At 30.7% G+C, this 26,101-nt stretch carries 21 protein-coding genes; 13 read left to right on the top strand and 8 right to left on the bottom strand.

The window, feature by feature from the left end; translation table 11 throughout:
• From ACIQ06_RS10120 to ACIQ06_RS10145, 6 genes are all read right to left on the bottom strand, one after another.
• Positions 1-455, bottom strand: a 455-nt coding sequence (locus ACIQ06_RS10120) for a hypothetical protein (protein WP_396145996.1), incomplete at its 3' end; no start/stop codon positions are given.
• Positions 456-475: 20 nt separating this feature from the next.
• Positions 476-5,203: a lamin tail domain-containing protein gene (locus ACIQ06_RS10125; protein ID WP_396145998.1), complete on the bottom strand. Its 4,728-nt coding sequence runs from the start codon at positions 5,201-5,203 to the stop codon at positions 476-478.
• 8 nt (positions 5,204-5,211) lie between these two features.
• Positions 5,212-6,711, bottom strand: coding sequence for a hypothetical protein (locus tag ACIQ06_RS10130; RefSeq protein ID WP_396146000.1), 1,500 nt, complete (start codon positions 6,709-6,711; stop codon positions 5,212-5,214).
• A 163-nt stretch (positions 6,712-6,874) separates the two neighbouring features.
• Positions 6,875-11,872, bottom strand: coding sequence for a hypothetical protein (locus ACIQ06_RS10135; protein ID WP_396146002.1), 4,998 nt, complete (start codon positions 11,870-11,872; stop codon positions 6,875-6,877).
• Positions 11,873-11,878: 6 nt separating this feature from the next.
• A complete protein-coding gene (locus ACIQ06_RS10140) occupies positions 11,879-12,487 on the bottom strand; it encodes a hypothetical protein (RefSeq protein ID WP_396146004.1) in 609 nt (202 codons plus the stop codon).
• On the bottom strand, positions 12,471-13,007 hold the full coding sequence (locus tag ACIQ06_RS10145; RefSeq protein WP_396146006.1) for an OmpH family outer membrane protein: 537 nt from the start codon (positions 13,005-13,007) through the stop codon (positions 12,471-12,473). Before ACIQ06_RS10145 ends, ACIQ06_RS10140 begins: the two co-directional genes overlap by 17 nt.
• A gap of 121 nt (positions 13,008-13,128) precedes the next feature.
• Here ACIQ06_RS10145 and ACIQ06_RS10150 point away from each other — a divergent pair, with 121 nt between their 5' ends.
• The 13 genes from ACIQ06_RS10150 to ACIQ06_RS10210 all read left to right on the top strand — a co-directional run bounded on the left by ACIQ06_RS10150 (position 13,129) and on the right by ACIQ06_RS10210 (position 24,799).
• Positions 13,129-13,539: a prepilin-type N-terminal cleavage/methylation domain-containing protein gene (locus tag ACIQ06_RS10150; protein ID WP_298140179.1), complete on the top strand. Its 411-nt coding sequence runs from the start codon at positions 13,129-13,131 to the stop codon at positions 13,537-13,539.
• Complete coding sequence (locus ACIQ06_RS10155) at positions 13,540-14,025, top strand: hypothetical protein (RefSeq protein WP_396146009.1); 486 nt, start codon at positions 13,540-13,542, stop codon at positions 14,023-14,025.
• Complete coding sequence (locus tag ACIQ06_RS10160; protein WP_396146011.1) at positions 14,026-15,435, top strand: GspE/PulE family protein; 1,410 nt, start codon at positions 14,026-14,028, stop codon at positions 15,433-15,435.
• Between the two features lie 42 nt (positions 15,436-15,477).
• A complete protein-coding gene (locus ACIQ06_RS10165; protein WP_396146013.1) occupies positions 15,478-17,637 on the top strand; it encodes a type II secretion system protein GspD in 2,160 nt (719 codons plus the stop codon).
• 50 nt (positions 17,638-17,687) lie between these two features.
• Entirely contained in the window at positions 17,688-18,845 is a 1,158-nt protein-coding gene (locus ACIQ06_RS10170; protein ID WP_396146015.1) for a hypothetical protein, read from the top strand.
• Entirely contained in the window at positions 18,832-19,353 is a 522-nt protein-coding gene (locus ACIQ06_RS10175; RefSeq protein ID WP_396146017.1) for a hypothetical protein, read from the top strand. The genes ACIQ06_RS10170 and ACIQ06_RS10175 overlap by 14 nt, the downstream gene beginning before the upstream one ends.
• A 73-nt stretch (positions 19,354-19,426) precedes the next feature.
• Positions 19,427-20,155 (top strand): hypothetical protein, encoded by a 729-nt coding sequence (locus tag ACIQ06_RS10180; protein ID WP_396146018.1) that lies wholly within the window; start codon positions 19,427-19,429, stop codon positions 20,153-20,155.
• A 45-nt stretch (positions 20,156-20,200) separates the two neighbouring features.
• Complete coding sequence (locus ACIQ06_RS10185) at positions 20,201-21,139, top strand: hypothetical protein (RefSeq protein ID WP_396146020.1); 939 nt, start codon at positions 20,201-20,203, stop codon at positions 21,137-21,139.
• Positions 21,140-21,142: 3 nt separating this feature from the next.
• Entirely contained in the window at positions 21,143-21,619 is a 477-nt protein-coding gene (locus tag ACIQ06_RS10190; protein WP_396146022.1) for a hypothetical protein, read from the top strand.
• On the top strand, positions 21,619-22,902 hold the full coding sequence (locus ACIQ06_RS10195; protein ID WP_396146024.1) for a hypothetical protein: 1,284 nt from the start codon (positions 21,619-21,621) through the stop codon (positions 22,900-22,902). The genes ACIQ06_RS10190 and ACIQ06_RS10195 overlap by 1 nt, the downstream gene beginning before the upstream one ends.
• Positions 22,890-23,213, top strand: a complete 324-nt coding sequence (locus ACIQ06_RS10200; protein WP_396146026.1) for a hypothetical protein — start codon at positions 22,890-22,892, stop codon at positions 23,211-23,213. Before ACIQ06_RS10195 ends, ACIQ06_RS10200 begins: the two co-directional genes overlap by 13 nt.
• On the top strand, positions 23,206-23,676 hold the full coding sequence (locus ACIQ06_RS10205) for a type II secretion system protein J (RefSeq protein WP_396146028.1): 471 nt from the start codon (positions 23,206-23,208) through the stop codon (positions 23,674-23,676). The genes ACIQ06_RS10200 and ACIQ06_RS10205 overlap by 8 nt, the downstream gene beginning before the upstream one ends.
• Positions 23,666-24,799: a type II secretion system F family protein gene (locus tag ACIQ06_RS10210; protein ID WP_396146030.1), complete on the top strand. Its 1,134-nt coding sequence runs from the start codon at positions 23,666-23,668 to the stop codon at positions 24,797-24,799. The genes ACIQ06_RS10205 and ACIQ06_RS10210 overlap by 11 nt, the downstream gene beginning before the upstream one ends.
• A 139-nt stretch (positions 24,800-24,938) precedes the next feature.
• On the opposite strand, the gene ACIQ06_RS10215 is transcribed toward ACIQ06_RS10210, so the two are convergent.
• Both ACIQ06_RS10215 and ACIQ06_RS10220 read right to left on the bottom strand, forming a co-directional pair.
• Positions 24,939-25,148 carry a hypothetical protein gene (locus tag ACIQ06_RS10215; RefSeq protein WP_396146032.1) on the bottom strand — a complete coding sequence of 70 codons (210 nt, stop codon included), beginning with the start codon at positions 25,146-25,148 and terminating at the stop codon, positions 24,939-24,941.
• A 159-nt stretch (positions 25,149-25,307) separates the two neighbouring features.
• Complete coding sequence (locus ACIQ06_RS10220) at positions 25,308-26,057, bottom strand: replication initiation protein (protein WP_396146034.1); 750 nt, start codon at positions 26,055-26,057, stop codon at positions 25,308-25,310.
• Positions 26,058-26,101: the final 44 nt, after the last annotated feature.

Genomic DNA, 26,101 nt, shown 5'->3' on the forward strand with positions numbered 1-26,101 from the left:
AATATTATATTTAATACTTTTCCTTTATACTTAATCATAATTGATTTATTGTCAGGATTAGTTGAACTAATTAGTTGAAAAAAAATCTGACCAAAAAGAGGTATTTTATTTATTTTTTTTAAAACAAAAGAGTCATCCACCCATATATCACTTATTTCATCCAATTGGTAATATTTATATTTATTTATTGACATAAATTTTGAATTAATTGAGATTTCATTTATTGAAAAATATATTTCTAAACTACCAAAAAATAACAAAAAAAATTGTTTCACTATCAAAAAATTAATAACAAACATTATAAAAATAGGTATTATAATGATAAACATTTTATTATATATGAAAAGTATTAAATATAATATTAAAAAAAAGAATATCACAAAAAACATTAATATTAATGCAATTATACTAATCCAATTTTTATGGGGTCTAATTTGTATTGAAGTATTTTTCATGATCAATTTTTTGTCTAATCTTAATTGGGAATATTGAATGAAAATTTTGTTGCTGTATTAATTTCAACACCTATAAATAATTTCCCTTCAAAATTTAGTAATCCATGTTTAGAATACATTCTTGCAACTTTTTCGTTTGATGATTTTTCAATACCAAATTGAAGAAGCGATGTGACGCCACCTTGTCCATAAACTCTCCAGTTATTTTTTGGGTTATTATAACCAAAACTAGTGAATTCATATCCTATTTCTCCATTAACTGGTACATATCCTACAAGACCTGTTGCTGCAAGTTTACCACTAAATCTTCTTTCACTTCCTCCAGATCCTTCAACATTATTCCAAATAAAATACCATCCATCTTTTGGCTTCCATTCAACCAAAGTAGTAGTAAGTGGACTAATATCAAATTCTATCTTTTCAATTGAAATTCCAGCTTGTAATCCAGCTGTGACTTTGAAACCTGAATCATCATCAACTTTAAAATCAAAATCATTTCTGGAGTTTAATCTTTTAAATATTACTTCACTTAAATTATCTTTATTTTCTTTACCAATTTTAGAGGCTTGTCTGTACCCTTTAAAAGGAGTTCCTTTCCATTCGCCTAAATTCCAGCCATTCTTTTGATACTCTAACATTTTGTTTGTATTCCAACCATTACCAGTTATAAAATTCCCTAATTCTTCCCAGAATCCACCATCTGAATCAATACCTGAAATCGGGTTATTCCCCATCCCTAAATAAGGACTGGCGTATTGCCCATACGGGTCAGGACTTAACCATCTACCAAGTCTACCATCCCAAAGCCTTAACTGAAACGCCTCCATACCAGTTTCTGTATCGAGTTCCTGCCCTTGGAAAGCGTATTTATAAGGAGGACTAGAAACTATAGATCTACTTGGCAATTGCTCCCCAAAAGGGTAATAATCTGCAAAAGAGTTTACGCTAGGCGCACTACCATTAAATATTTTTTTAACTACCACACGCACGTTGCCAAGGTGGTCGGTGATTTGGTAGTTAGCGTAGTCGTTAATGCCTTTTACATAAATTCCAATTCGGCTAATGCCGTATATTGGCAATTCGGTTTGGGTTATTGGATTATTATTATTTGGTTTATAATAATTAGACATTACATTTCCAGCAAGATCTAATACATAATAAGTAGTGCTTGATAATGTAGGAGAATTTAGTACAAAACTTTCTTTCTTGATGCGATGACCTCTTTCATTGTAATAGAATTTCACAGCAGGGAAAGCGCCTTTTCTTACCTCTGTAACCAATCCTTGGGTGTTATAAAAATAAAAAAGGTTTTCTGCTGTGTTCTTTGTCATTTGCCCTATGGCGTCATAAGTATAATTATTTGGGGCTTGATCGTCAATATCGGTAGTAGAAACTGATGATAGTGTTAAGTCGTCGTCAACATTGTTTAATTGGTTTGTGCCAAAATTGTAATTATAGTCCAATCTATCTTGCAATGTTACTAAATTAGTTTCATTTCTGCGTTGTAACTTTTTTATGTTTCCGTTGGAGTCGTACTCTAATCCACCTTCATAGTATTGATTATTGGATGTTATAGCAATTGCCGCTGGAGCCATAGTGCCATAAGTAGCATTAGTCATCCAATTGTTCCTATCATAATTATACAGATATCCTTTTTTAATTGCTAAATTAGTTGGAGAAACAGGTGATAAAGCATTGGTGCCATCTATTTGTCTGTTTGCCCAAATTGCTGCTTTTATATTTCCTGTAAAATCTTGGTTGGCTCCAGCAACATTAAGGATGTTGCCAATATTTGTATTGCTTCGAACATAATCGCCATCGTAATAATCTAATGAAATACCAAATAAATCAGGATTAAAATTTGGATTAGGTCCAGCAGCAACATTATCTTTACCTGGATCTTTTGCCGATTCTAAACTTGGGTGGTTAATGCTTTTTAATTGCCCACCAAGAGTATAAACATAATCCAATCCTTGTTGCGCTTGTGTTAAAGCAGTACGTTTTAACTCACCAGTTTTATAATAAGTATAAATAGCATGATTTATAAAAGTGCTGTTGTCTTTAGATGTTTCTACATCAGTAACAACCCCATTGCCATCATAGGTGTATCGGTGGATAAATCTTTCTGTTGTGTTACTTTTTTGATAGTCAACTTTGGCAACATTTCCTTTATAATCATAGACATAGTCTATAGTTTTTATTTGATTGCCAATAGTAAAACCATCATTATATTGCACCACCCATTCTGACCTGCCGTATATATCATAGCTGTACCATGTGATAGCGTTTATCGTAGTTGCTTCTGCCTTATAGGTTGCTGCTACATTTCCAGTAAGATTATTTTGTGTATAACCTGATGCCAAAGTGGCTAAACTTAGAGCTGAAGGTATAATTAAGGAATAAGGAGTTGGAATTTGAGCAGTTGCAGTGCTAGAAACATTGGCAATGTCATCATAAACAGAAAATGTTCTTTCACTTGGGATTGTAGCGCCTAATGATGTTGGAACTAAAAGAGGTTGATCTACGTTACCTTGAAGTGTACTCCAAAATACAGCATTTGATATATTAGGATTAGTTGAGGTTACCACACCGCTTTCAATTGGTCTTCCATAGGAATCATAATTGGTATAAGATACTTTTTTTGATAAAGCTTGTAAAGCACTTTGAGAATATCTAATTTGTCCATCTTGACGGTAAGCAAATTTACTAATCCCTTCATCAGCACTTGTAACTTGTACAACTTGTCCTAGTGTATTATAAAGGTAAGATGTAGCAAAATTTGCACTTGCTAAATAAGCAGGTGCAGGAGTAATTGTAAATGTTGCTGGTGTTGAAGGTGTTGAGGGATAAACACTGCTAAATCCATTGGGTTGTATTGTTTTACTTAATCGTCCTGTTTTATCATAAACATTAATTGCATAATCATAATAATTAACTGAATAGGTTACTCCTTTTACTCCAGCTGGGTCTGTAGTGGTTGAACTTAATACTCCTGGTGTTGCATTTGTTACAAATATTTTAGGTTCAGCTGTTGGGGTTACTTTTGCAACAATGCGGTAACAGTTGCCACCTGTAAGAGGTGCAGTGGTAATTAAACCTGTGTTATCCCTAAGATTATATACATCATAGTTAATTGCTCCTCCTGTTCCTAATAAAGTTATATCTGAAGATGCAATTCCAGGTGGAATGCATACATCTACATAGCCTTGTGTACCAATTAAGGAACGAACTTGGTATGGATTAATAGTAGCTGGAATTGTTGCTCCTGATCTAGCAGACGCCAAAGTCTTGCCCTCGCCATCAGTAAAAACCACATTCTCTACTCCGTTGGCATCTATAGAAACGGTTTTATAAAATTTTGTTTGTATTTCTTCTACTCCTCCAGTAACTGGCCCATTAAAAAAGTTATAACCAAATACGTAATACATTTCTTGAGCAGCTGGCACAGTGTAAGTAAACCCTGTTTTCCATGTTCCGCCAATTTGATTTCCTCCTACAACATTTACTACATTACCTGGGTTGAGTTTATCATAATTTATTTCAGAATAGGGCTGCGTTGCTGTTGCTTGATAAGGTTCAGTTGTATTGTTGTCACTGTAATACCAGTCTAAAAAGGCAGTTTTAATTGTTGGTTTGGTTAAAAAACTCATTTTATCAAGAGCAGAACAGGAAGCCGCAGGAAACGATTCTTGAAATTTTCTACCAAAACCATCATAAACAGTTTCTGAACCCCAAACAGTATTGGTTACAAAATCTTTAGACATTGTAACAGTTGGTTTTCCCAAATCATCAAAATAAGATTTGGATTGCCCATTTATAGTACCATTTAATATATCATAAGAAATAGATTCTATAAAATTAAAAGAGTTGTTATAACCAGGTGCAAAAAGCAATAAAGGGTCAACTCCTTGAAGAGCAATTGTGTATGGAATAGAAAATGGGGTGGCAACTGCAACTTGATAGTCTAGAGCTGTATGATTAGAATAATAACCATTGTTGTTTGTAGTTAGATAAATTGCCTTTTTATATTCTGGATGCGAAACCAAAACTGGAGTCACTCCGTCGCTTTCAAACACAATATTTCCCCAAGCATCTAATTGTGGTATATTTCCAATAGGGTAATTAAAAGGTATTGGATATCTTTCTCCTAAATTTTCTATGTATGGTGTAACATTTACAGTATAACTTTGAATTTGCATAAAATCTAAAGGCGTTGGATTTAAGTAATAAGCACTACCATTACCATTAGTATATGAAACTTCACTAATTAATTTACCTAATGGATTATATAAAGATATTTTATCTACGTCATTATCTAAAACCATTGTGTTTTGTAAAATAATGTCTTGCTCATGTCCCGCAGCCTCTGGAAAAAGCTCCACAAATTTTGCAATACCTCCCAAATGACTTTGTGCACCAGAATAAATATTTGTATAACCATAAGCATAAAACCCTTCATAAGTTATAATTTTTATGCTGCCAGGATTAATAATTTCATTATTAGTGAAAGTAAACTCAGTATGATTATCTTTTATTTTCCAGCCGTGTAAGCTAATTGGAGTATCCGAGGAATTATATAATTCTATATATTCTCCAAAATTGTGATGTTTAGCACCAATTTGTTCATTATACTGAGTATCAAAATAGACTTCTGAAATTATGATACTTCCATAATTTACATCACATTGCGCATTGATTTTTGAAACAAAAAATAGAAGAACTATTATAAATTTTAATTTGTTTGCCATAGCTTGCCTTATTTTCTGGTTAATACAAATTGATCATTTGGGTTGTTGCGTTGCAAAGTTTCTAAAATCAGAATGGATTCTTGATTCATGTTGGAAGCTTTATAAACTTTATATAATAAATAATAAAGACTCAACTTATCTTTAAAGGCTTCTGGTTTTTTGTTCTTTGCAAGTTTTAGTACCTCTTTTAGTGATTCGTTTTTTATCTCTTCATCATTATTAATAGCTATTTGCAAAACTTGATTGGCTTTTTCAAAATTTTGTTCTGCTAAAAATACAGAAGCATAACTATACAACAATTTATTTACTACTGCTGGAGTGCTAGTAGAACAAGTATTAATGGTTTTTACTAAAACTAATTTTGCTTCATCAAATCGTTGTTGTAATATATAAATTTTAGATAATTTATTGGCTACATCGACTTTTTTATCCTCCAATAGAGGCCAATTTTCAAAAAGTTCTTTGCCAATAGTCACTGCTTTTTCTAAACTTTCAAAAGAAACTTGTTTTTCTAAATAGGCTTTTTCAATAGCATCCATTAGCCCAAGATTACTAAATAGGGTTTGTTTTTTATCGGCAAATTGTTGTCTAACCGCTATAAAATCGGCATATCTATTGTTTTTATAATATTCCTTTTTTATCTGATGTAAAGAAGAAGAGTTAGAAGGGTCTAAGTTAAAAATGGTTTCTACTAATTTTTCTCTCTCAGGGTTTTTTGAATCTAATTTTGAAAGCAAAATTTGATTATACCTTCTTTTTTGTTTGCTGATTTGCTTGTTTTGATGATCAATCTCCTTAACATGATAAAGAGTAACTCTTTTTTTTGTAGCTACTTTTTCTAATAATGTAATTATCTCGCTTTCAGATTTTGCTTTAAAAGTTTTTTTAAACTGAATCCTATTGTTTTTACGCTCTTCTTTTATTAAAACCAAACGTTCTTTTTCATCTCTTATTCTATTTCGTGCTTCTTTTTTTTGAATAGTAGCTAAACTAACTGTTAAATATTTTTTTGATGCGTTTAGCGCAATAGCTTTTGTTATCAAATCTTTTGCATCGTTTAATAAAGATACCGAACTAATTTTATTTTTATACATTTCGGCATGTTTCGTATTTCCTAACTCTAACCGCATTAAGGAGCGGGCAGCTCTATCATAAAAAGCAGGATTTTTGATATTTACCAACAATCCATTTTTAAATAATTCAACACTTGAAAGCAAATCCAAGTTTGCACCATAAACGTTTTCTAAATTATCGTAAAAGCGAATAGCATTTGGAGCTAATTTTATGCACTCTAAGTATAACTCTTCTGCTTTTTTAAAGTTTTTTTTATAGAAAAAAACCTTAGCTTCTTTAGCTAATTCTTTTGCTTTTAAATAATCATCATTTTTTGGTGAGTCTTCATTTTTTAAAATGGAAGAAAGGGCGTTTATTTGACTTATTGGTAACAATGTGGCTACAAGCCCCCACGAAGACAATCGTAAAAAATCTTTCCTAGTTAGATCACTCATACATTTATTTTTTTAGGAAAGAAAAGGAGAAGAAGTATTTTAAATAAATTTAAATCACTAAAAGTTCAGATCACTCTAGGCTCACTATATACTATTTTAAAGTATAATCGAATCTTCTCCTTATGCTTTCAAAATTAATATTATTTTTTTAACTACCAAATTTTTATGGTAAATTTTTATATTTTATTGTGTTTTCGCTTACTTTTTTGAATCCACCTGTCAATCCATTAGCAACATCATCTACTACTTCAACCGAAGTTCTAACCAATCTTCCAGCTGCATCGTATTCATACTTTGTTGCCAAACCATTGTTTCCAATAATATACGTTAGCTCGTCCCACTCATTATATACATAGCCTGTAATGGAACTTGCTACAGGTCTAACCATTAAATCGTCATAATACACAGTTGTTCCGTCTACCGAATAAACATAAGGCATAATTGCAGCAGAAGTAACATTAAAATAATGCGTTTTCAGAGTCCAATTACCAGCTGTAACCGATTCTCCATTGAATGTAACTGGACCTCCTCCAACATTTACTCTTGCCTTGGCAGCATTAGTATTATGCACCCAAACGGATAATTTGTATTTTCCAGCTCGGTGTTGGGTTGCTTTCATGTCAACTCCAAATTGAGAGGTTGACGTGGTTGCAATACTGTATTTACCAGTATGATATTTTGTTACATCTCTTGTAATTCCAACTCCTTTTACCTCTGGTTCTAACCAAGTATTGGTATTATCAATATTTTCACCTCCTGCATAATACATTTCATTATAACCAGCATTACCTGTTGTCATAACTTTAGTGTCATTATCTCCCATTTTGGTGGATGCAAAATTATTGTTAATGTCTTTCATTTCTATTGGTGCTGAATAATGATCGTATAAAGTCACTTCAGAAATTTGTTTCCATTTAGAATTGGTTTGCGGAAGTCCAACTCCCCATACAAAACCATCATCGGTCGCACTGTTAAATGTTGTTGGAAAATAACCCTCCGAATCAACAACCCCATTCCAAGTGTAAGATTTATGTTTTCTCCAAATTTTTTCTTTATCTAAGGTTGGCGAGGTTGTTGCTCCTGCAATGTCTTTATAACTCCAAATATTACTCCAAGTGGTTATGCCAACTCCTGTAACTCTATCATTGCCAGCAGCATCTCGTTGATAAGAGTACTCGGCTGCCGTCTGAGATAACATATTTCTATTAGTAATATCATCTACTTTGCTACCCATTTGTGGGTATTTTGTGTACGCAGGAATGATTTTGGTTTTTAAGGATTTACCGTCGCTTGAAGTTGACCAAGTTTCTTTGGCAACTCCTGAAATTAAATCATAATCTTTGAACTCTGTAGTGTAGGTATAGCCATCCTTTTGCTCGGTTGATGATTTTATTAAATTTGGATATTTAATTCTAGTAGATGAATTTATAAGCCATTTGTCTTGTTCATAAGGGACTGTGTAATCTACTGTTTTATAGCTTTGATAAGATTCTTGAGTAACACCCAGATTATTAGGAATAACATCAGTAGTCTTGTAATAGTCATTTGAAATTTTGCTCATCATTTGACCTTGACTATTAAATGTTTTAACCTCTAACAATTGACCAATAGAAGCTAGATTGTCTTTAACGGTGAAGGAGCCAACACTAACTGCCTTATAAGCTGTAGAGTTTGAATGTGTATTTACATTTTTTGTAATCTCATAAAAATCTCCATACTTTATTAGATTTCCACTTCCAGAAATTTGATTAATTGGTTTTAATGTGTTAAATTTATATTGACTTTTATTTAGATATGTTAAACCATTTCCTGATGATTTAATAGTTACACAGTCATACATAACTCTGGGTGCGGGTAATTCACTACTGTATGGCAATTCTTTATTAAGATGAGGTGCAAACGGCACATAGCTAACATATCCGACACCATCTTCATTATTTCCGTATTTGTATTCTGTATAATATGTTTGATTTGCATCTACAATGCTTATTTTTGATGCTCTAACTCCACCAGCTCTAATTATTGAACTACTAATAAGATTATAAGCATTTTGATTAATCTCAAATTGATATCGATTTAATGTAAAAGAACCCTTAAAAATATCATTTCCAACAGGCACAGGAGAATTCATTTCAGTATGAATGGGACCAGTGGACACTAATCGAAAAACATTGTTTCCTAAATCTTGAGTTACAACTGCTGATGGAGTATGAAGATATTGTCTTCCATAACCATAATTAATCTTTTTTTGATAAGAAACTTGTACTATTGAGCCTACATCAATTCCAAAACTGTATTTTAATTTGGCTTTAAATTCTAACTTATTTTGCGGATTTATGTACTCATCAAAAAATACATTTTCTCCACTAGAACTATTAAAATCAAATTTATTATTTGTAATTGACTTACAAATATTTGATTCATATTCTATATTAATTTGACCACCCAACGGAGTAATTATTTTTGATAATGACCATAAAGAACTATTTTTGCTATTATATCCCCATCCATCATTGTCATCAATATTAAATAAAGAATTACTATTGTTGTATTCAAATTGATATGGGGGCAAAATATTATTTTCAGATTTTCCTTTAAAATTTACATTTTTCAAAGTTAAACGATTATCTCCTGGCACCAAACTATAATCATATCCAAAATCAATTACTTTAATAGCTTTAGATATGGAACTTTGCCAATTGTCTTGGTAGTCAATAATGTTATCGAACAAATTATATTTTGCATTTTCACTTGTTTTATCTGAATTAACATATCCTATAGTAACACTTTGATTAGAATCTAATCCAAATGTTTTGTCCACAGTATCATCTTGATTTTTAAGCAAAATAATTTTATCCAAACGAAGTTGATTTTGTGAAGGAACTGTAAACTGATTAGAATAATTTCCGCTATTATCATCTAAATGATTAACTGAATTATATATCCAATTTTCAGAAGCCGCATCTGTTCGTTGGCTTTTTACAAAAAGTGCCGTATGAGTTCTTGTTTTTACTTTATCTAAATAATATAATTGTTTTCTACCCCTAATCCAAGTTTTTATTTTAGGATTATTATCATCACGAATATATTCCTTCTTATAAGGTGCTTTCCAAATAAAACCATCTGTCCATTTACCATACTCAAAACTTGTCCAATATCCTAAATCTCCATCGCTAGGAATACCGTCACCATTATCAACAAAATCAGGTCCAGTTACAGCGGTTAATAACCAATGGGTTGCATAAGGTTCTAACTGTCTTTTTTCCATATAAGATTGTGATTCATCCTGTCTATTATCTGAAACAACTCCTGAAGTTCTCGTTATTATTTCATGGTTGTAAACAGGTAAAGAATAATGATACGTTTTACCGTCGATAGCCGTAATTTTATAAGCTCCAACACCTTCCTTTGGCATTATTGATCTATCAAAACCTGAAACTGAAGGTTGCAAATATCCATTCTGTTTCAATACGGTAATATTATTAACAATTTCATCATTACTGTAATATTCAATAAAAGAAGATGTTTTTCGTCTAGGTTTAGCCTGTAAATCAACACTGCCTGTCACATAATAATTTAATATGTCACTATTTGTAGAAGTTGCGTTATAATTTGCAGGTAAAACATTGATATAGGTACTTATTTCATTCTCTAAATAAAATTTAGGTTTCTCGTTAAACTTTGCATAATCAGGTACAGGAGAACTCCCATTGATATTATATTTAAGTGCATATCCTTGATTATTTTCATTCCCTGTCAATCCAATTAGAGCACCATTTTTATATATTGGAGAAGACATGCTTCCCGACAAACCTTGAGCTTGAATATTAAAATTATCATAATTTGGAAATGACATATTATTATCAGTAAAATTACTTGATGAAGCTAAATTTGAAGCTTCTATCGATGTTTCATTTATATCCATAAAGGCATTATTAACAGGAATTTGGATCCAATGTCCTGAAGTAGTATGTGGTCCGGGAAAACCGTCATTAACATTTCCAGAACAAGTAGCAATAACGTGATGTTGCCCATTTATTGAATGTGGTCCCGAGGTAATTGGATTATAAGTACAAAAAGTCTGATTCGACGGAGTCCAATAGCAAAAATATGTAACCGTGTGGGAAGCAATATATGGAGGAATATATTTTTGTTTGAATATATCTTTTACACCATTTTGAAAATAAAGAGGTCCTGTTACATAATTGTCTTTATTTTTAGCTAACCAATACTTAAATGTTTGTTTACCAAAAGATAAGCTGAAAATTCCAATTGGTGTAGGAACAGAAAGAGGCACAACCCAGCCGCTTGTACTTGTTGAATACTCCCCCATTTTTAATGTATTATTAAATGAAGTACTAAAACCAACTCCTCCAGCTTTAACTGACGCACGTAGCCCTTTACTTGACGTTACCATAGAAATACCTAATCCACCACCGCTCATGGATTGCGAAAAAGTACCAGAAGAGTCATAACCCATGCTAAATCCAGCTCCATTACTGTCAAACCCAATGTTTCCTCCTACAATGCCATCTGTGCTAGCCTCAACCCCAACACTTAACCCTCCCGCAAATTGAACGCCAACACCCACTGAAGCACCGGAAGTTCCAATTTTTGAATTTACTCCAATATTGTTTCCTCCGCCAATATCAAAACCAACCCCCGTACTAACAAATCCTCCTAAAGACTGATTGCTTCCCCAATTAAACCCCAGTCCAACCGAAGCCACACCTACAGAATAGCCTACTGAAACAAAAGAAGCATATGCTTCACCTCCAGAATCATAAAAATATTCATTTAAATGTGAGGCATTATAATCATCTGGATAACCATTAATGCTTCTATCAATAGCTCCTGGATTAACATTCCATCCTAAACCAGTCCAAGAGGATTCTTGGTCCATTGCAATACCTGCATGATATCCTAGTGCTAAAGGATAACCACCCTCGGGGCTTGGCACGTTTAATAAAGGTAAAACATAGCTGTATTGTCCTGTTAAAAGATTCACCATATCAGTTGCATCAACAGGCTCAAAAGATGCAGCTTCTGGTGATTTAGGTCCATTATTTGAGGCAAATAAATTAGTTGGCACTAATGTTGGAAAAAAGATTAACAGAAAAAAAGTTGCTATAAATCGTTGGCGTTTTTGATGTTTTCTCATATAATACTAATTAAATCGTAATTGTGGCTCGTTTACTATTTCTAGTGTTTTTATTTTAAATTTGACTTCACCTGTGTAAAAACCTAAGTCTTCGACAGTAAAGTATATATAATCTTCTTTTAAATAGTTTTTATCTCTAGGATATACTATCATGATACTTGTATTGTTGGTCATTCCATACATTCTAGGATATATAAAATCTGCCATTGCTAGCGTATCATTTTTTGGTGTAAATAGGTTTACTTTTTCTTCCATTCCAAAAGCTAAATCATTCACCATTTGTCCAAATTTTGATTTATCTCGAGCAACATTACTAAGTAACTCTTGGTTGTTAAGAGACATTGATAAATTAAAATACATGTATTTCTTATACTTATCTCTTAATTGTTCTATTTTTTTTTGATCTGTTTTATCATTTAATTCTTGTTCAACTAATAAATCAGTTGGCTTATACTGAAGAATGTATTCTATACCTTCAATGTTTTTTTTATAACAATAATTATTCTCCTCTTCTTTAATATATTCTGTTATTTCTTCTGTGTTATCAAAAGTTTTGTTTGCACAAGCAGAAACAAAAATTAACAATAATAATAGGTAATTACTTTTTTGTACCATAGTCTGCATTCAATCCTTTTAAAACCTCTTCTGTCAAATCAGAGGAATCATCAGCATACATTATGTTTCCTCCTCCACTTGCTCCAAAAATTATTTTATAACCATGTTTTTTTCCATACTCTTTAACATAATCATTGATATCATTAATAACAGTTTGTGTTACTTTTTTATCTTCTTCTTGTATTTTTTTCTGTATTGCTTCTTGATAACCATTGATTTGTTGTTGTTTATTTTGTAATAATTCTTGCTTTAGTTGGAGCTCTTTTGGAGATAGCGAAGCCCTTTCTTTCTCATAAGATTGAAGTTCTTTTTGCCAACCTGTCATCAAAGAATCAATATTCCCCTTCATTGTATTGGCTTTTTTATCAAATTCAGCTTTTGCTATTTTAGTTCTTTTATATCCTTCAATGAGTTTATTGACATCAACATAAACTAGTTCAGAGCTTGATTTTGCAAAGTAAAAAGAGACAGCGGCCAATAAAATAGCTAAGGCTGATAGAATAAGTGGTAATCGTTTCATATTATTAAATTAAATTTCCTACAATAATAAAAAATAAAACTTAAAAATTAACAAAATATTATACAGTATTTTAAAATATTTTTTACATATATTTGTTTGCTATGATAACCACTGACGCTTTATGAGAACTATTACTACAAAAAAAATACCGTCTTTTAACCTACAAGAAACACTAATTGTATTAGCAATTATTGGCATATTACTTCTTATAGCTTTGCCTAACCTTATGCCTTTAATTTCTAAAGCAAAAAGTATTGAGGCGCAAACACAATTAAAGGCTATATACAATTCTGAAAAACAATATTATTTTATGTATTCAAAATACAGTTCTGATTTCAATGAACTTGATTTTGAAACTCCAAAAACAGTAAAGCAAAATGGCTCTGCTAATTATGAATATGAAATTATTCAATCAAGTAATACAGATTTCAAAGCAAGAGCTACAGCGGTAACTGATTTTAATGGTGATGGAATTTTTAATGTTTGGGAAGTAGATAAAAATGGAAATCCAACACAAGTTACCAAAGATTAAATGATTGTATTGAAAATTGTACTGGTTTTAGTGTTAACAGTTATCATTTGGCAAGATGTTAAAGAACGATTGGTGTATTGGTTTTGCTATCCACTAGTTGGAATTTTAGGTTTTTTTATACAAAAGAGCTTTTTAGAATCAAATGCCATTATTATAAACTCCTTAGTGAATTTAAGTCTTATAGCAACAGTACTTTTAATTCTTTGGGTGTACTGTAAAATAATATTGAAAAAAAAACTAGTTGATCAAAGCATAGGAATGGGTGATGTTTTATTTTTTATAGCTTTGGCTTTTTGTTTTTCAATAATTTCTTTTTATGTGCTTTTTGTATTTTCATTATTTTTTTCGCTCCTAATGCATTTTTTATTAAAGAAGAGCTATAAAGAACATTCAACAATTCCACTTGCGGGTTTTATGGCTCTTTTTTTTGCTTTTGTCTACTGTGCTACTTTTTTTATAAATTGTAATTTTCTATTTGCATACTAAATGAATACATCTTTTGAAATACCAGTTGAATTGCAACAATTAATCGATGCTGAAACGGCTTATAATTATCGCATTGTTCCTTCGCACAAGGAAAAAGAGGTTGTTTATTTTAAAACAGATAATTCAAGTATTGCCAATTTAGAACTTGAGTTGCAAGTAGTGCTGGGTTATCCAATAAAATTAGTGGAAGAGCAAAAAGAAGATATTGATACTTTGCTTAGCATAAATTATAGAAAAAAAACAAATGCTAAAATATCCAATATTCATTACAGTAATGACTTTCTTGAAAAGATAGTACTCACGGCAAAAGAAATAGGAAGTAGTGATATTCATTTTGAACCTTTTGAGAGTAAAGCTAGAATACGACTTCGATTAGATGGTAAACTTAAAGAACAGTTTCACTTATCGCTTGAGGAATATCCAATAATTATAAATAAAATTAAGATTCGTGCACAACTTGATATCTCTGAAAAAAGACTGCCTCAAGATGGAAGAATTTCTATAGTTACTGAGCAGGAGGATTTTGATATTCGTGTGTCGGTAATGCCAACTCTTTATGGTGAGAAAGTTGTTTTAAGACTTTTAAGTAAAGATACTTCTCATATCGATTTAAATACACTTGGCTTTACTGACAAAGAGCTAAAAGTGTATCTAGAGAACATTAAAAAACCCAATGGTATCGTTTTAATATCAGGTCCAACGGGGTCAGGAAAGACTACAACTCTTTATGCAACCTTAAAGACACTCAACAAACCCAACACTAATATATTAACTGTTGAAGACCCAATTGAATATACCTTAGAAGGAATTAATCAAGTGCAATTAAAAGAAAGTATAGGTCTTGATTTTGCGTCAACACTTCGTACTTTTTTAAGACAAGATCCTGATATTATTATGGTGGGAGAGATTCGTGATGTTGATACCGCTAATATGGCAATTAGAGCCTCACTCACAGGACATTTAGTTTTATCAACAATTCATACTAATTCAGCTTGGGCAACCGTTTCACGATTAATAGATATGGGAGTTCCCTCATTTTTAATTGCAAATACTTTAAATGTAAGTATTGCTCAACGACTAGTTAGAAAATTATGCCCATCATGTAAAAAAAGACAATCTGTAACAAGTGAAATTTTCCCAACTGGATTTACTATTCCAAATCAATTAGAATATCATTTTGAAGCTGTGGGTTGTCAAAATTGTTACCATACAGGTTATTTAGGAAGAAAAGCTATTTACGAAATTCTCCCAATTGATAAAGAACTTATGGGACATATTAAAAACAATCAACTATCAATTGATGAATATTTAGAAAAAAACAAAGTTCAAACACTAAAGTCTAATGCTATAAATTTGATTAGTGAAGGGGTAACTTCTGTTGAAGAAGTTTTTTCTTTGTTAATGGATTAAAAAAATTATATTTGAATTCAAAACCATTTGAGTCTGCTTTTTATGAAGAAACTACTTTTATTATCATTACTTATTTTTTCCATCTCCAAGAGTTTTTCACAAGAAAACAGAATTCAACAGATAAAGTATAATATTGATGCTTTAATTGCTGATGTTCCTGGTCTTGGACAAAAAGTAAACATCAATGTAAAGGAAACTACTCTTTCTAGTTTTTTTCTGGCAGTATCAGAGGTTCATAAAGTAAATATTAGTGTGGAACCTTCACTTAGTTCCATTTCAATAGTGAATAATTTTACTGATGTTACTGTTGCTGATTTACTTGTCTTTTTATGTAAAGAATATGATTTAAGAATTGATTTTACAGGAAACATCATTGCTATTAAAAGATATGAAAAACCAATTGAGAAAATTGAGCCCAAAACAATTGAGGTAGATTATTCCATTGACCAGAGCTTGTTGTCACTGAATTTAAAAGACGATAAGCTGTATGATGCTTTTAAAAAAATAACAGATGTAAGTGGTAAAAATATTGTTTTTACTCCAGGACTTGAAAACAAACTACTAACAGCGTACATCAAGAATACTCCTTTTGATGATGCTTTAAATAAACTAGCTTACGCTAATAATTTAAATGTTACCAAAACTAAGGATAACTTCTATTTGTTTGAATCATTAGAGCAAGATGTTGTAAATTCTAGTTCGAGTGCTTCAAATGGTTCATCAACACCCAGAGCATCAAAACCTATAAGGTCTAGGAAATCTAATTTCTTTTTTAACATCTTAGATGCTGACAAAAAGGTTTTAGAAGTTGATTTTGAAAATACTCCCATTTCAAATATTGTTTATGATATTGGATCAGAATTAAATATTGATATGTTTATTTCCAATCCACTGGAGAGTGCTGGAAACGCAACAGTTAAAGCTAAAAACATAACTTTTGATGAGTTACTTGATAAGATATTTGAATCAAAAAATTCAGCTGTTGGTTCAGCAAATCAAAATACATCAACAACCTCTTATGGTGCTTCTAACGAAATAAATCCGCAAGTGAGTGATAATTATTCCTACTTCAAAAAGGATAATATCTATTATTTTGGTTTAAAGAATCAACTAACTCAAAGAAATATCAAGGCCATTCAGCTGATGAATAGATCCATCGAGCTTTTGAGTGATCCTTCAAAAGAAGGTAGAAGTTCAGGAAGATTAAATAATCAATCTAGTTTTACAAATTTCAATTCATTTGACAATAAGAATAACAATAATAATAGTAATTTTCAAAACAACACGGACAATTCATCTAGCTCAAAAAGTGGTGGTGATATTTTTAGCATTATCCCAAATGAGGTAAAAAATGGTTTGGATATAAAAATTGATACTGAGTTAAACAGTTTTATTGTATGTGGACCAGCTGAAAATATTAATAGATTCGAATCTTTTATCAAATACATTGATAAAGAAGTACCTGTGGTTTTAATTGAAGTAATGATTTTAGAAGTTAGTCGCTCGGCTACTATTGAAACAGGAATCAAAGCAGGTATTGGAGACAAACCTGTAACCACAACAGGAAGCGTATTCCCATCGGCAGATATAACCTATGGCGCAAATACAATTAATAACATAATCAATCACTTTGATGGCTTTGGTTCCTTGAATATCGGAAAAGTAATTCCAAATTTTTATTTAAGTCTAAAAGCCTTAGAAACTAATGGAAATTTAAATATTCGTTCTACTCCAAGATTATCTACTTTAAATGGACATAGAGCTTATCTTTCTATAGGAGAAACAACTTATTATGTTGTGACTAATCAAAATTTCTATGGTTCACAAATTCCACAAACTTCAGAAATTAAAAACTATCAACCTATTGACGCTGAGTTATCATTATCCATAAAACCATTAGTATCAGGTGATGGAGATATTACGATGGATATTAAAGTTGTTCAATCAAGCTTTAATGGTCAAAAGGTGGATAAAGACGCTCCTCCAGGGATAAATTCTAGAGAGTTTACATCAATTATTAGAGTAAAGGATCAAGATATTATTGTACTTGGTGGTTTGGAGGAGAAAGTTAAAAATGATTCAGGTTCAGGAGTCCCTTTTCTTGCAAGAATTCCAGTAATAAAATGGCTGTTTAGTTCAAGGAAAAGAGAAGATTCAAAAAAGAAATTATCAGTTTTAATAAAGCCAACCGTTATTTATTAATGCAATTGCCTAGACTAGATAATGCTCTATTGGGTTCCCAGTTTGTGGGGATGGAATTATATTGTCTAGATTCTGAAGACGGAATAGCGGTTTTACACATTAAAAAAAAAGCAGATGAGCTTCTCATTGAAAATAAAGAAAAACGAAGTTCAATTGATAATTTAACTAACAGACCAAACAAAGAGCTTCCTATTTTTTTAACTATCAATAATAATCAGGTAATTCATAAAGAAATTGACACCGCTGAGGGCATAGATACTAAACTACTTCACAAAGCATTTCCTAATATTAAGTTGGAAGACTTCTATTATCAAATTTGGAGATTGAATCAAAAGTCTATAATTGCTATTTGTAGAAAAAGTTATATTGAAGAGTTGTTGCAACAATTTAAAGATTTAAAACTATCGATTACTTCAATTAGTCTAGGTGTTTGTGGGCTGTCACAAATAAGTGATTATGTGGGTTCAAAAATCATTAATACCAATTCGCAAAGTATAGATATAGATAAGGAATCGATTTTAAATTCTAATCAAGATTCTTTAGTGAAAACCTACGACATTAATGGTCTTGAAATTCAAAACACCTATTTATTGGGATTTTGTAGTGTATTGCAAAAAATTATACCTAACAAAAACCTTTCTGGGAGTGTGGATCTTATCAATGAAAAACTTTACAATAATTTCTATCAAAATAGTTTTTTTAGAAAAGGGCTACGTTTTATGGTTTTCGCATTACTCGTTATTTTATTAATTAATTTTTTTCTTTTCAACTTTTATTATAAAAAGTCTATTGAGAGTAGTTCAGATGTACTTGCTAATAAAGACATGATAACTCAAATAAAACAAGTTAAACAGCGTTTGAAAGAAAAAGAAGCAAAACTTAAAAATTCTACTAATTTTTTTGATTCAAAGAGTTCTTTTTTGGTCAATGAATTAGTAAAAGATTTACCTAATTCAATTTTACTAAACGAACTGGTTTATCATCCATTGAAAAAAAACATCAAAATAGAAGAGGCTTTAGTTTTTGAATCAGATGTAGTTACGTTATCAGGAATTACAACAAATGCAAAAGAGCTTACTAATTGGTTTGAGCAAATAGGCACTAAGTCATGGGTTAAATCCACCGATATTGTTCACTTTGGAAAAAATGAGAACAATCAGTCAATTTTTACTTTACAAGTTAATTTGAAGCCCAATGAAATTAAATAGAAAAAACAAGATATTGATTTTTGGCTTTATAGTTGTTCTGTATTTGAGCTACAGCTTTGCTATTTCTAAAACCCTATTTTACAGAAATCAGTATAACCTAAACAAGGAAATGACTTCTGAGGGTAATCAACCCAAAGTACTAGCTAATCTAAGATACAAAGAAAAACAGATTGATCTTTGGATGGCAAAAAATAGTTTTTTATCCTCTAATTTTCAAAATGAATTATTAAAACAGCTTACATTATCTAGTGATTCATATGGTCTTAAAATAGTTGATTTTCAAAAGCCTCATGTTTTTATTGAAAAAAATACCCAAACTTTAAGTTATAGTTTTTCTTTAGAAGGAAGTTTTAATGGAGTACTCCAATTAATTAGTGCTTTGGAAAACAAACAGAGTTTAGGTCAAATCAAACACATCTACACGATAAAGAAAAACAATTATAAAATTAATAAGGATTATTTAATCACCACTATTATAGTTCAGACCAATCAAAAGATAAATCAATAATTTTATACTTTGAAAGATGAAGTCTTAAAAACATAAGTAATAAATGTATATTTTTACAAAAACATCAAAATTCATGAAGAGATATATTCTTTTAGTAGTTCTTTTAGGTTTATTTTCCTGTCAAAGTGTTTCAATAAAAAACAGAAAATACAAGATAACTGATGCAACAACAGAAATTGGTAGCATTGGGCAGTCTAAATCGCTTTTTTACAAAAATGATTTCTCAACAAAAGTGTTTCCGATTTTAGAAAACAAAATTAGAGTAGATGTGAGCATTGTCCCTTTTAACAAAAAACTAAATAAAGCCTACTTACAAAAAGCCAAATACAACCAAAGCCAACCTGAAGTTAAATTTATTGATAGCATAGAAACAAAACCCGAGATGGTAACCATTAGTGTTTTAGATATGCAAGGTTACATGAGTGAGATAAATGCAGAGCATAATAAACAGGTTTTAACCTATTTAAAAGACACAAAAAAATCTAAAGTTATTACAAGCATAGCTACTACTTTATCTAATGATAATATAGAAAAAATAAGACAAGCAGATACTTATTATTTAGTAAATAGTTCTAATAAAAAGTATACTTTGGTTTTATATAAAGAAAATAAAAAAATACAAACAATAGATTTACAATCGGGTGTGGTAATAGCATATGAACTCTCAAAAAGTTGTTGGGCTTTAAATAAAAAACATCAGTGGTATCTAGCCGATATTGTAAAGGAGTGTAATTCTTGTAAAGGAGCTACCTATTCAAAAATGAAAGAAAACAAACAAAGTGAGCGTTTGTTTAAAATGTAATTGCACAAAAATGTTTTATATCATAACCTATAAAAACTAAAGAAGATGGTTTTAAAATACATGCGACTTTTTTTTGTTAATCTGTTAATTTTCTTGTCCCTAATTTCATGCAGTGAAATTGTATCTGAAGAGGATATTTCGGATAAGTATGTTCAGTTAACTGCTCCAGTCAATAATGCTCAATTTGTTTCGACAAGCGTAACCTTTTCGTGGGAGAATCTTCAAGATGCAACTCAGTATCAGCTTCAAATTGCAAAACCTAGTTTTACTGCTCCACTTCAAATTGTTTTAGATACTATTGTGACTAGCAATTCCTTTTCATATCAATTACCTGTAGGACAATATGAGTGGCGTGTAAAAGCTTTAAACGGTTCTTATAGCACTTCTTATTCTACACGAACAATTACCATTGCAAGTAATGATGATTTTCAAAGCAATACAGTAACTTTAGTTACTCCCACTAATAATTTAATAACCAACCTAGCTACTCAAAGCCTCTCTTGGCAAGCAATCATTGGTGCTGCTAATTATCAATTACAAGTATTTGATAGCTCAAATACTTTAGTATTAGACCAAAATACAAGTAGTACATCCTACAATTACACTTTTGCTGAGGGTTCTTATCAGTGGAAAGTTAGAGCATCAAATGGTTCAGATAATACTTTATACACATCTCGCTCCATTCTAGTTGATGTAACTGCTCCCAATACACCAACACTTGTTACTCCTGCAAATTCAACTAGTTCTTCCACAACAGATGTCTCATTTTCATGGAATAGAACTCCAATAATTGGAAGTTCTGAAAGAGATAGCATTTATATTTATACTAATAGCGCCTTGACAACTTTAAATTCTAAAGCTCAGGCTACGAGTCCTTATTCTAAAACATTAACTTCGGGAACCTATTATTGGAGAGTTAAGGCTTTTGATTCAGCTGGAAATATTGGTAATGTTAGTAATACTTTCAGTTTTACCATCAACTAGATAATGAAAAATAAAAAAAACATATATATTCTTCTACCTATAGTTTTACTTATTTGGGGAGCAGTTTTATATCAATTTTTTACTTTTACTAGTGATGATGAGCAGCTAATTCCTAATGCTGAGATTGGCATAAAGCCTTTTAATATAAAGGATAAAGATACTTTTAATATATCAATAAGTAAAAGAGATCCTTTTTTAGGAAGTATAAGCTCCAGTGAAAATAGTAATAAAGTTAAAAAAGCTATCACGACCCATAAAGCACCTAAAATAAAAGAAGAAATACAATGGCCAGAGGTTAGCTATAAAGGAATCGTCTCTGATAACAAAGAGAAAGTGAAAGTTTACATGCTAATTATTAATGGCAAAACCTACTTAATGAAAAAAGGAGAGCAACAAGAAGGAGTAAAATTAAAGGATGGTGACAGAGAAACTATTTACACACTTTATAAAGGGGATTTAAAAATAATTTTCATTCAATAGTGAAATGGCTATTAAAAAATAAAGTTTATTCGGGTGCACTTCAGTTTACTATTTTTATTGGGGTAATCATTGCTTTGCTATTAGCTGGTTTAGTAATGCTTCAAAATACTCACACCTATTTTATTGAACAATCTAAAGCAACCGTTGAAAATATTCAGTTAGCTAATTCAGGGATTAATCATTTATTAAACCAAAAAACGACTTTGAAAGATACCTTAACTCTTCCAGAGCTTACAAATGAGAACCAAAAAGTTGAAGTCCAACTATCCAATTGGGGAATTTTTGAAAAAGGAATTGTAAAGACCACTCATAGAAAAAAAATATTCTATAAATCAGCTTTACTTGGAACTAAAATAACCAAAGAAAAAAGACCAAGTTTATATTTACAAGACAATTACAAACCTTTAGTTGTGGTTGGAAAAACCGTTTTAAAAGGATTGGTTTATATTCCTAGTCAAGGAATTAGTCCAGGCTATATTGCTGGAGAGAGTTTTTTTGGTAGTCAGCTCGTAGAAGGAGTAATCAAAAACAGTATTAAAAAATTACCCGAGTTAAATAGTATGTATAAAGAGCTAGGAGAAGTTTTTGAAAACAATACAGAATTTTCAGAGGAAAATTATTTGGGATGGGACAATACAAGTAAGATAATTAACTCCTTTTTAAAGCCTACCAAAATAATGTATCAAAAGGGAATAATTGAACTCGATGGCACTTCAATTACTGGTAATATCATAATTAAATCTGATGAGCTAGTAAAGATAAAAAAAACAGCTGTTTTACGAGATGTTATTATCATAGCTCCAATAGTTGAAATAGAAGATGAAGTAGTGGGAACTTTTCAAGTAATAACAAACAAAAGAATTACAGTTGGTAAAAATTGCAAACTAAATTATCCTTCTGCTCTAGTTTTAATTCAAGAAAAAGAAAGTGTAGCAAATCTAAATTCTAACCCATTAGATTATCATATTCAAGTTGAAAAAAACACTCAAATATTAGGAACTATTTGTTTTTTAAAATCGATAAAAGAAAATGATTTTAAAACACAAATAACCTTGAGTGAAGAGGCAATTGTAAAAGGAGAAATTTATTGCCAAGGAAACTTGGAATTAAAAGGTAAAGTTGTTGGAAGTGTTTATACGGAGCAATTTATTGTTAATGCAGCAGGATCAATTTTTATAAACCATTTGTATAACGGACAAATAGTAAATGACGATTTTCCTGAGTCATTTAGCGGATTATTATTTAAAGACAATTTAAAATCAGTGGCTAAATGGATGTATTAAAGAAAATAAAATCTGCAACGCTAGTTGAATCTTTAGTAGCAACCGTTTTGATTGTAATAATTTTTGTGGTTTCTAGTTTAATAATAAACAATCTATTACTAAATGGATTTAATAATAATACAACTGAGATAGAAAACAGACTTTATGAATTAGAATATGAATATCAAAATAAGAAAATACTTCTTCCCTATCAAGAGCGTTATCAGAATTGGAACATAGTAATTGAAAAGAACACCAATAGCATTATTGAATTTAAAGCACGAAAAGAGCAATCTTTAAAAGTTATAGTAAAAACTAGAATAGATGAATAAAAAAATAAAATCCTTCACGCTTTCAGAATTGCTAGTTGCAATGATAATTACACTTATTGTTGTAGGATTGGCTTTTACAGTTTTGAATTTAGTAAAAAAACAAATTCATACTATTCAAATGAATTACAACAGAACTACGGAATTAGCTTTTTTTAAACAAAGAATATGGCTAGACTTTAACAACTATTCTCACATAAATTTTGATTCTAAGTCTAATCAGTTAATTTTAAAGTCTGAAACAGACTCAATCTTTTATAATTTTAATCAAGAATATATTTTACGAAATACAGATACTTTGAACACAAAAGTTCAAATTGAAAAAATATGTTTTGAAGGTACAAATGTCAACTCAGGAAGAATAGATGCTATTTCTTTTATTGAAAAAAAAGAAGCTTCAGATTCCCATTTTTTTGTTTTTAAGAAAAATGACGCAACTTTATTTATGAATCAAGATGGCTTTTAAACTAGAAAACATATCCAATAAAGAAACTCAAAAGGAGTCAAGCTTTGATATTGAAAAGTTATTAAAAAAAGAAATCATTTTTTTTGGTAATGGGTTTTCTGCAAAACAAAAGTTTGAATTCTATAGTGAGTTAGGTGTTCTTTTGAAAGCGGGAATAACCATAAAAGATGCTTTACATCTTATAAAAGAGAATCAAAAAAAAGAAGCTCATAAAGTTATTTATCAAACCATATTACAAGATGTGATTAATGGTAAACCCTTTTCTGAGGCTATTAATCAGACCAAACATTTTACACAATATGAATATTATTCCATTAAAATTGGTGAAGAAACAGGAACACTCTCAAAAGTTTGTTTAAGTTTAGGTGTTTTCTTTGAAAGAAAAAATGAGCAGAAAAGAATAGTCATTAGTGCATTAACATATCCTATAATTGTTTTATCAACAGCTGTTTTAGTAGTTTTCTTTATGCTTAGTTATGTAGTACCGATGTTTGAAGATATTTTTAGACAAAACAAAATAGAACTACCTTTTCTAACAAGGATAATTATTGCTGTTTCTCAAAGTATAAAATCGTATGGATGGATTTTCTTCTTACTCATATTCCTTTCCATTTTACTAGGAAAGTATCTAATGAAAAATTTTAGAGTTAAATCCTTTTTGCACAATCTTATACTAAAAACACCTGTTATAGGTGCTTTTATGAGTAAAATATACTTAGCCCAATTTACTCAAGCCATATCACTACTTACAAGTTCTAAAGTTCCAATTTTGAATAGTATTCAAATGGTTAAAAATATGATTGGTTTTGTGCCTTTACAACAATCGTTGGAGCGAGTAGAACAAAGCATCTTAAAAGGTAAAAGTTTAAGTGAGAGTCTTATTGGAAATGCAATGTTTGACCAAAGAATTATTTCTTTAGTTAAAGTAGCCGAAGAAACCAATCAAACGGAATTTGTGTTTAATCAATTAAACGAGCAATACAACAATGACGTTGTACGACAATCAAAATTAATTGCAACAATTATTGAACCTCTTATTATTATTATCGTTGGGCTAATAGTAGGAGTTTTATTGGTCGCTTTATACTTACCTATGTTTGAACTTAGTAGTGTGATTGGATAGAAAATTCATTGTAAAAACAAATAACTTATTTTTAATTATCACCATAGAGTTCTCTTAGTTTTCTATCCACAAATCCTTGCAAGAACTTATTAACCTTTCCCGCCGCCCAATCCTTTTTCATTATTGGATGTAAAAAATTTCACTCATATTGCTCTAAAACCAGTTCAATAAAATCATTATCCATATACTGCCCTCTTAATTTCTGTAATTGCTCTTCTTGCTGATTTTTTTGTCCTTGCTGATTTTGTGACTGAAATAACTGCTCTTGTTTATTTTGATCTTTTTTGTTTTGCTTTGACTGCTCTATTTCTATTTGATTTTTATAGTATCCTTTTTGCAAAGCAGTCAAAAAAAATCAAGCTTGATTAGCTACTTTATTGGTTTTAAAATGCAATTGACAATTTTTTAAAGTTTCTTGAATATATAATTCATTGTAATGCGGAAGTATTTCAGAATCTATAACCGATTGCAATACCCCCAAACCCCTTATGGTATCTAGTGGATTACTTCAATTAGCTTCATTAACTATTTCAATTGTATTATTACCCGTTTTACCTTTTAATTTTTGCTTTGGTGAGTTTTTATGAATGTAAAAAGTGATTTTCTCCACACGGCGAGAATTCTCTGAAATTTCTTCAAAAGTGAAACTAATATCGGTGTGTTGTAATAAGTCCTCTTGCGCTTTGAGTAAAATACGTGTTTTAAAATTGGCGAATTTAGAATACTTATCTTCCACGCCTAGAATCTGTTTTAATTCCTCAATATCAAATACCCTTTTGCCAATCCCCTCGTATGATTTTAATAGCTCGTACATTCTTATGGAGTTTCCACTAGAGATTTTTAAAATATTTTTCAAATCATACAACAAAAATTTATTTTTTAATTGCAACAAATATGGTTTCATAGCCGGATGGAACGTAGCTTCAAGAATACCTCTTCCATTTACGTTGTACTTAAACGATGAAACTAAAGTTGTCTTCAACTCTTTCTCTTGGTTATTTTCTCTAAGTGGAATGGTAATTACTTTTTTGAGCATGCTAGTGGTTAGCTGACTAATTTCAGCATAGATAGTTTTAGATTTTAGCTCAAAAGTATCAATGATGTCTTTAATCGGAATTTTATAGGTTTTAAAATCCTCATCCCTGTCATCAATTAGACTTACTATTATGGTAAAAAGTCTCATTTCCATAAGGGTAAAACTGTGCCTGGCCGTTACTAAATCATGTGATTTTTTAACTGTTAGTTGTGTGGCATTCATTGGCCCGTTTTATAAAATAAAACATTTATGTTTTAAGCTACAAC

Source organism: Flavobacterium sp., assembly GCF_044341265.1.
Lineage (GTDB): Bacteria > Bacteroidota > Bacteroidia > Flavobacteriales > Flavobacteriaceae > Flavobacterium.

What these genes read in the sequence shown, in the direction of transcription:
- ACIQ06_RS10140 (WP_396146004.1), bottom strand. Translation starts at nt 12,487, where the DNA reads ATGGTACAAAAAAGTAATTACCTATTATTATTGTTAATTTTTGTTTCT.
- ACIQ06_RS10220 (WP_396146034.1), bottom strand. Translation starts at nt 26,057, where the DNA reads ATGAATGCCACACAACTAACAGTTAAAAAATCACATGATTTAGTAACG.
- ACIQ06_RS10155 (WP_396146009.1), top strand. Translation starts at nt 13,540, where the DNA reads ATGATTGTATTGAAAATTGTACTGGTTTTAGTGTTAACAGTTATCATT.
- ACIQ06_RS10180 (WP_396146018.1), top strand. Translation starts at nt 19,427, where the DNA reads ATGAAGAGATATATTCTTTTAGTAGTTCTTTTAGGTTTATTTTCCTGT.
- ACIQ06_RS10200 (WP_396146026.1), top strand. Translation starts at nt 22,890, where the DNA reads ATGGATGTATTAAAGAAAATAAAATCTGCAACGCTAGTTGAATCTTTA.
- ACIQ06_RS10190 (WP_396146022.1), top strand. Translation starts at nt 21,143, where the DNA reads ATGAAAAATAAAAAAAACATATATATTCTTCTACCTATAGTTTTACTT.
- ACIQ06_RS10150 (WP_298140179.1), top strand. Translation starts at nt 13,129, where the DNA reads ATGAGAACTATTACTACAAAAAAAATACCGTCTTTTAACCTACAAGAA.
- ACIQ06_RS10170 (WP_396146015.1), top strand. Translation starts at nt 17,688, where the DNA reads ATGGAATTATATTGTCTAGATTCTGAAGACGGAATAGCGGTTTTACAC.
- ACIQ06_RS10210 (WP_396146030.1), top strand. Translation starts at nt 23,666, where the DNA reads ATGGCTTTTAAACTAGAAAACATATCCAATAAAGAAACTCAAAAGGAG.
- ACIQ06_RS10135 (WP_396146002.1), bottom strand. Translation starts at nt 11,872, where the DNA reads ATGAGAAAACATCAAAAACGCCAACGATTTATAGCAACTTTTTTTCTG.
- ACIQ06_RS10145 (WP_396146006.1), bottom strand. Translation starts at nt 13,007, where the DNA reads ATGAAACGATTACCACTTATTCTATCAGCCTTAGCTATTTTATTGGCC.
- ACIQ06_RS10165 (WP_396146013.1), top strand. Translation starts at nt 15,478, where the DNA reads ATGAAGAAACTACTTTTATTATCATTACTTATTTTTTCCATCTCCAAG.
- ACIQ06_RS10175 (WP_396146017.1), top strand. Translation starts at nt 18,832, where the DNA reads ATGAAATTAAATAGAAAAAACAAGATATTGATTTTTGGCTTTATAGTT.
- ACIQ06_RS10205 (WP_396146028.1), top strand. Translation starts at nt 23,206, where the DNA reads ATGAATAAAAAAATAAAATCCTTCACGCTTTCAGAATTGCTAGTTGCA.
- ACIQ06_RS10130 (WP_396146000.1), bottom strand. Translation starts at nt 6,711, where the DNA reads ATGAGTGATCTAACTAGGAAAGATTTTTTACGATTGTCTTCGTGGGGG.
- ACIQ06_RS10125 (WP_396145998.1), bottom strand. Translation starts at nt 5,203, where the DNA reads ATGGCAAACAAATTAAAATTTATAATAGTTCTTCTATTTTTTGTTTCA.
- ACIQ06_RS10160 (WP_396146011.1), top strand. Translation starts at nt 14,026, where the DNA reads ATGAATACATCTTTTGAAATACCAGTTGAATTGCAACAATTAATCGAT.
- ACIQ06_RS10185 (WP_396146020.1), top strand. Translation starts at nt 20,201, where the DNA reads ATGGTTTTAAAATACATGCGACTTTTTTTTGTTAATCTGTTAATTTTC.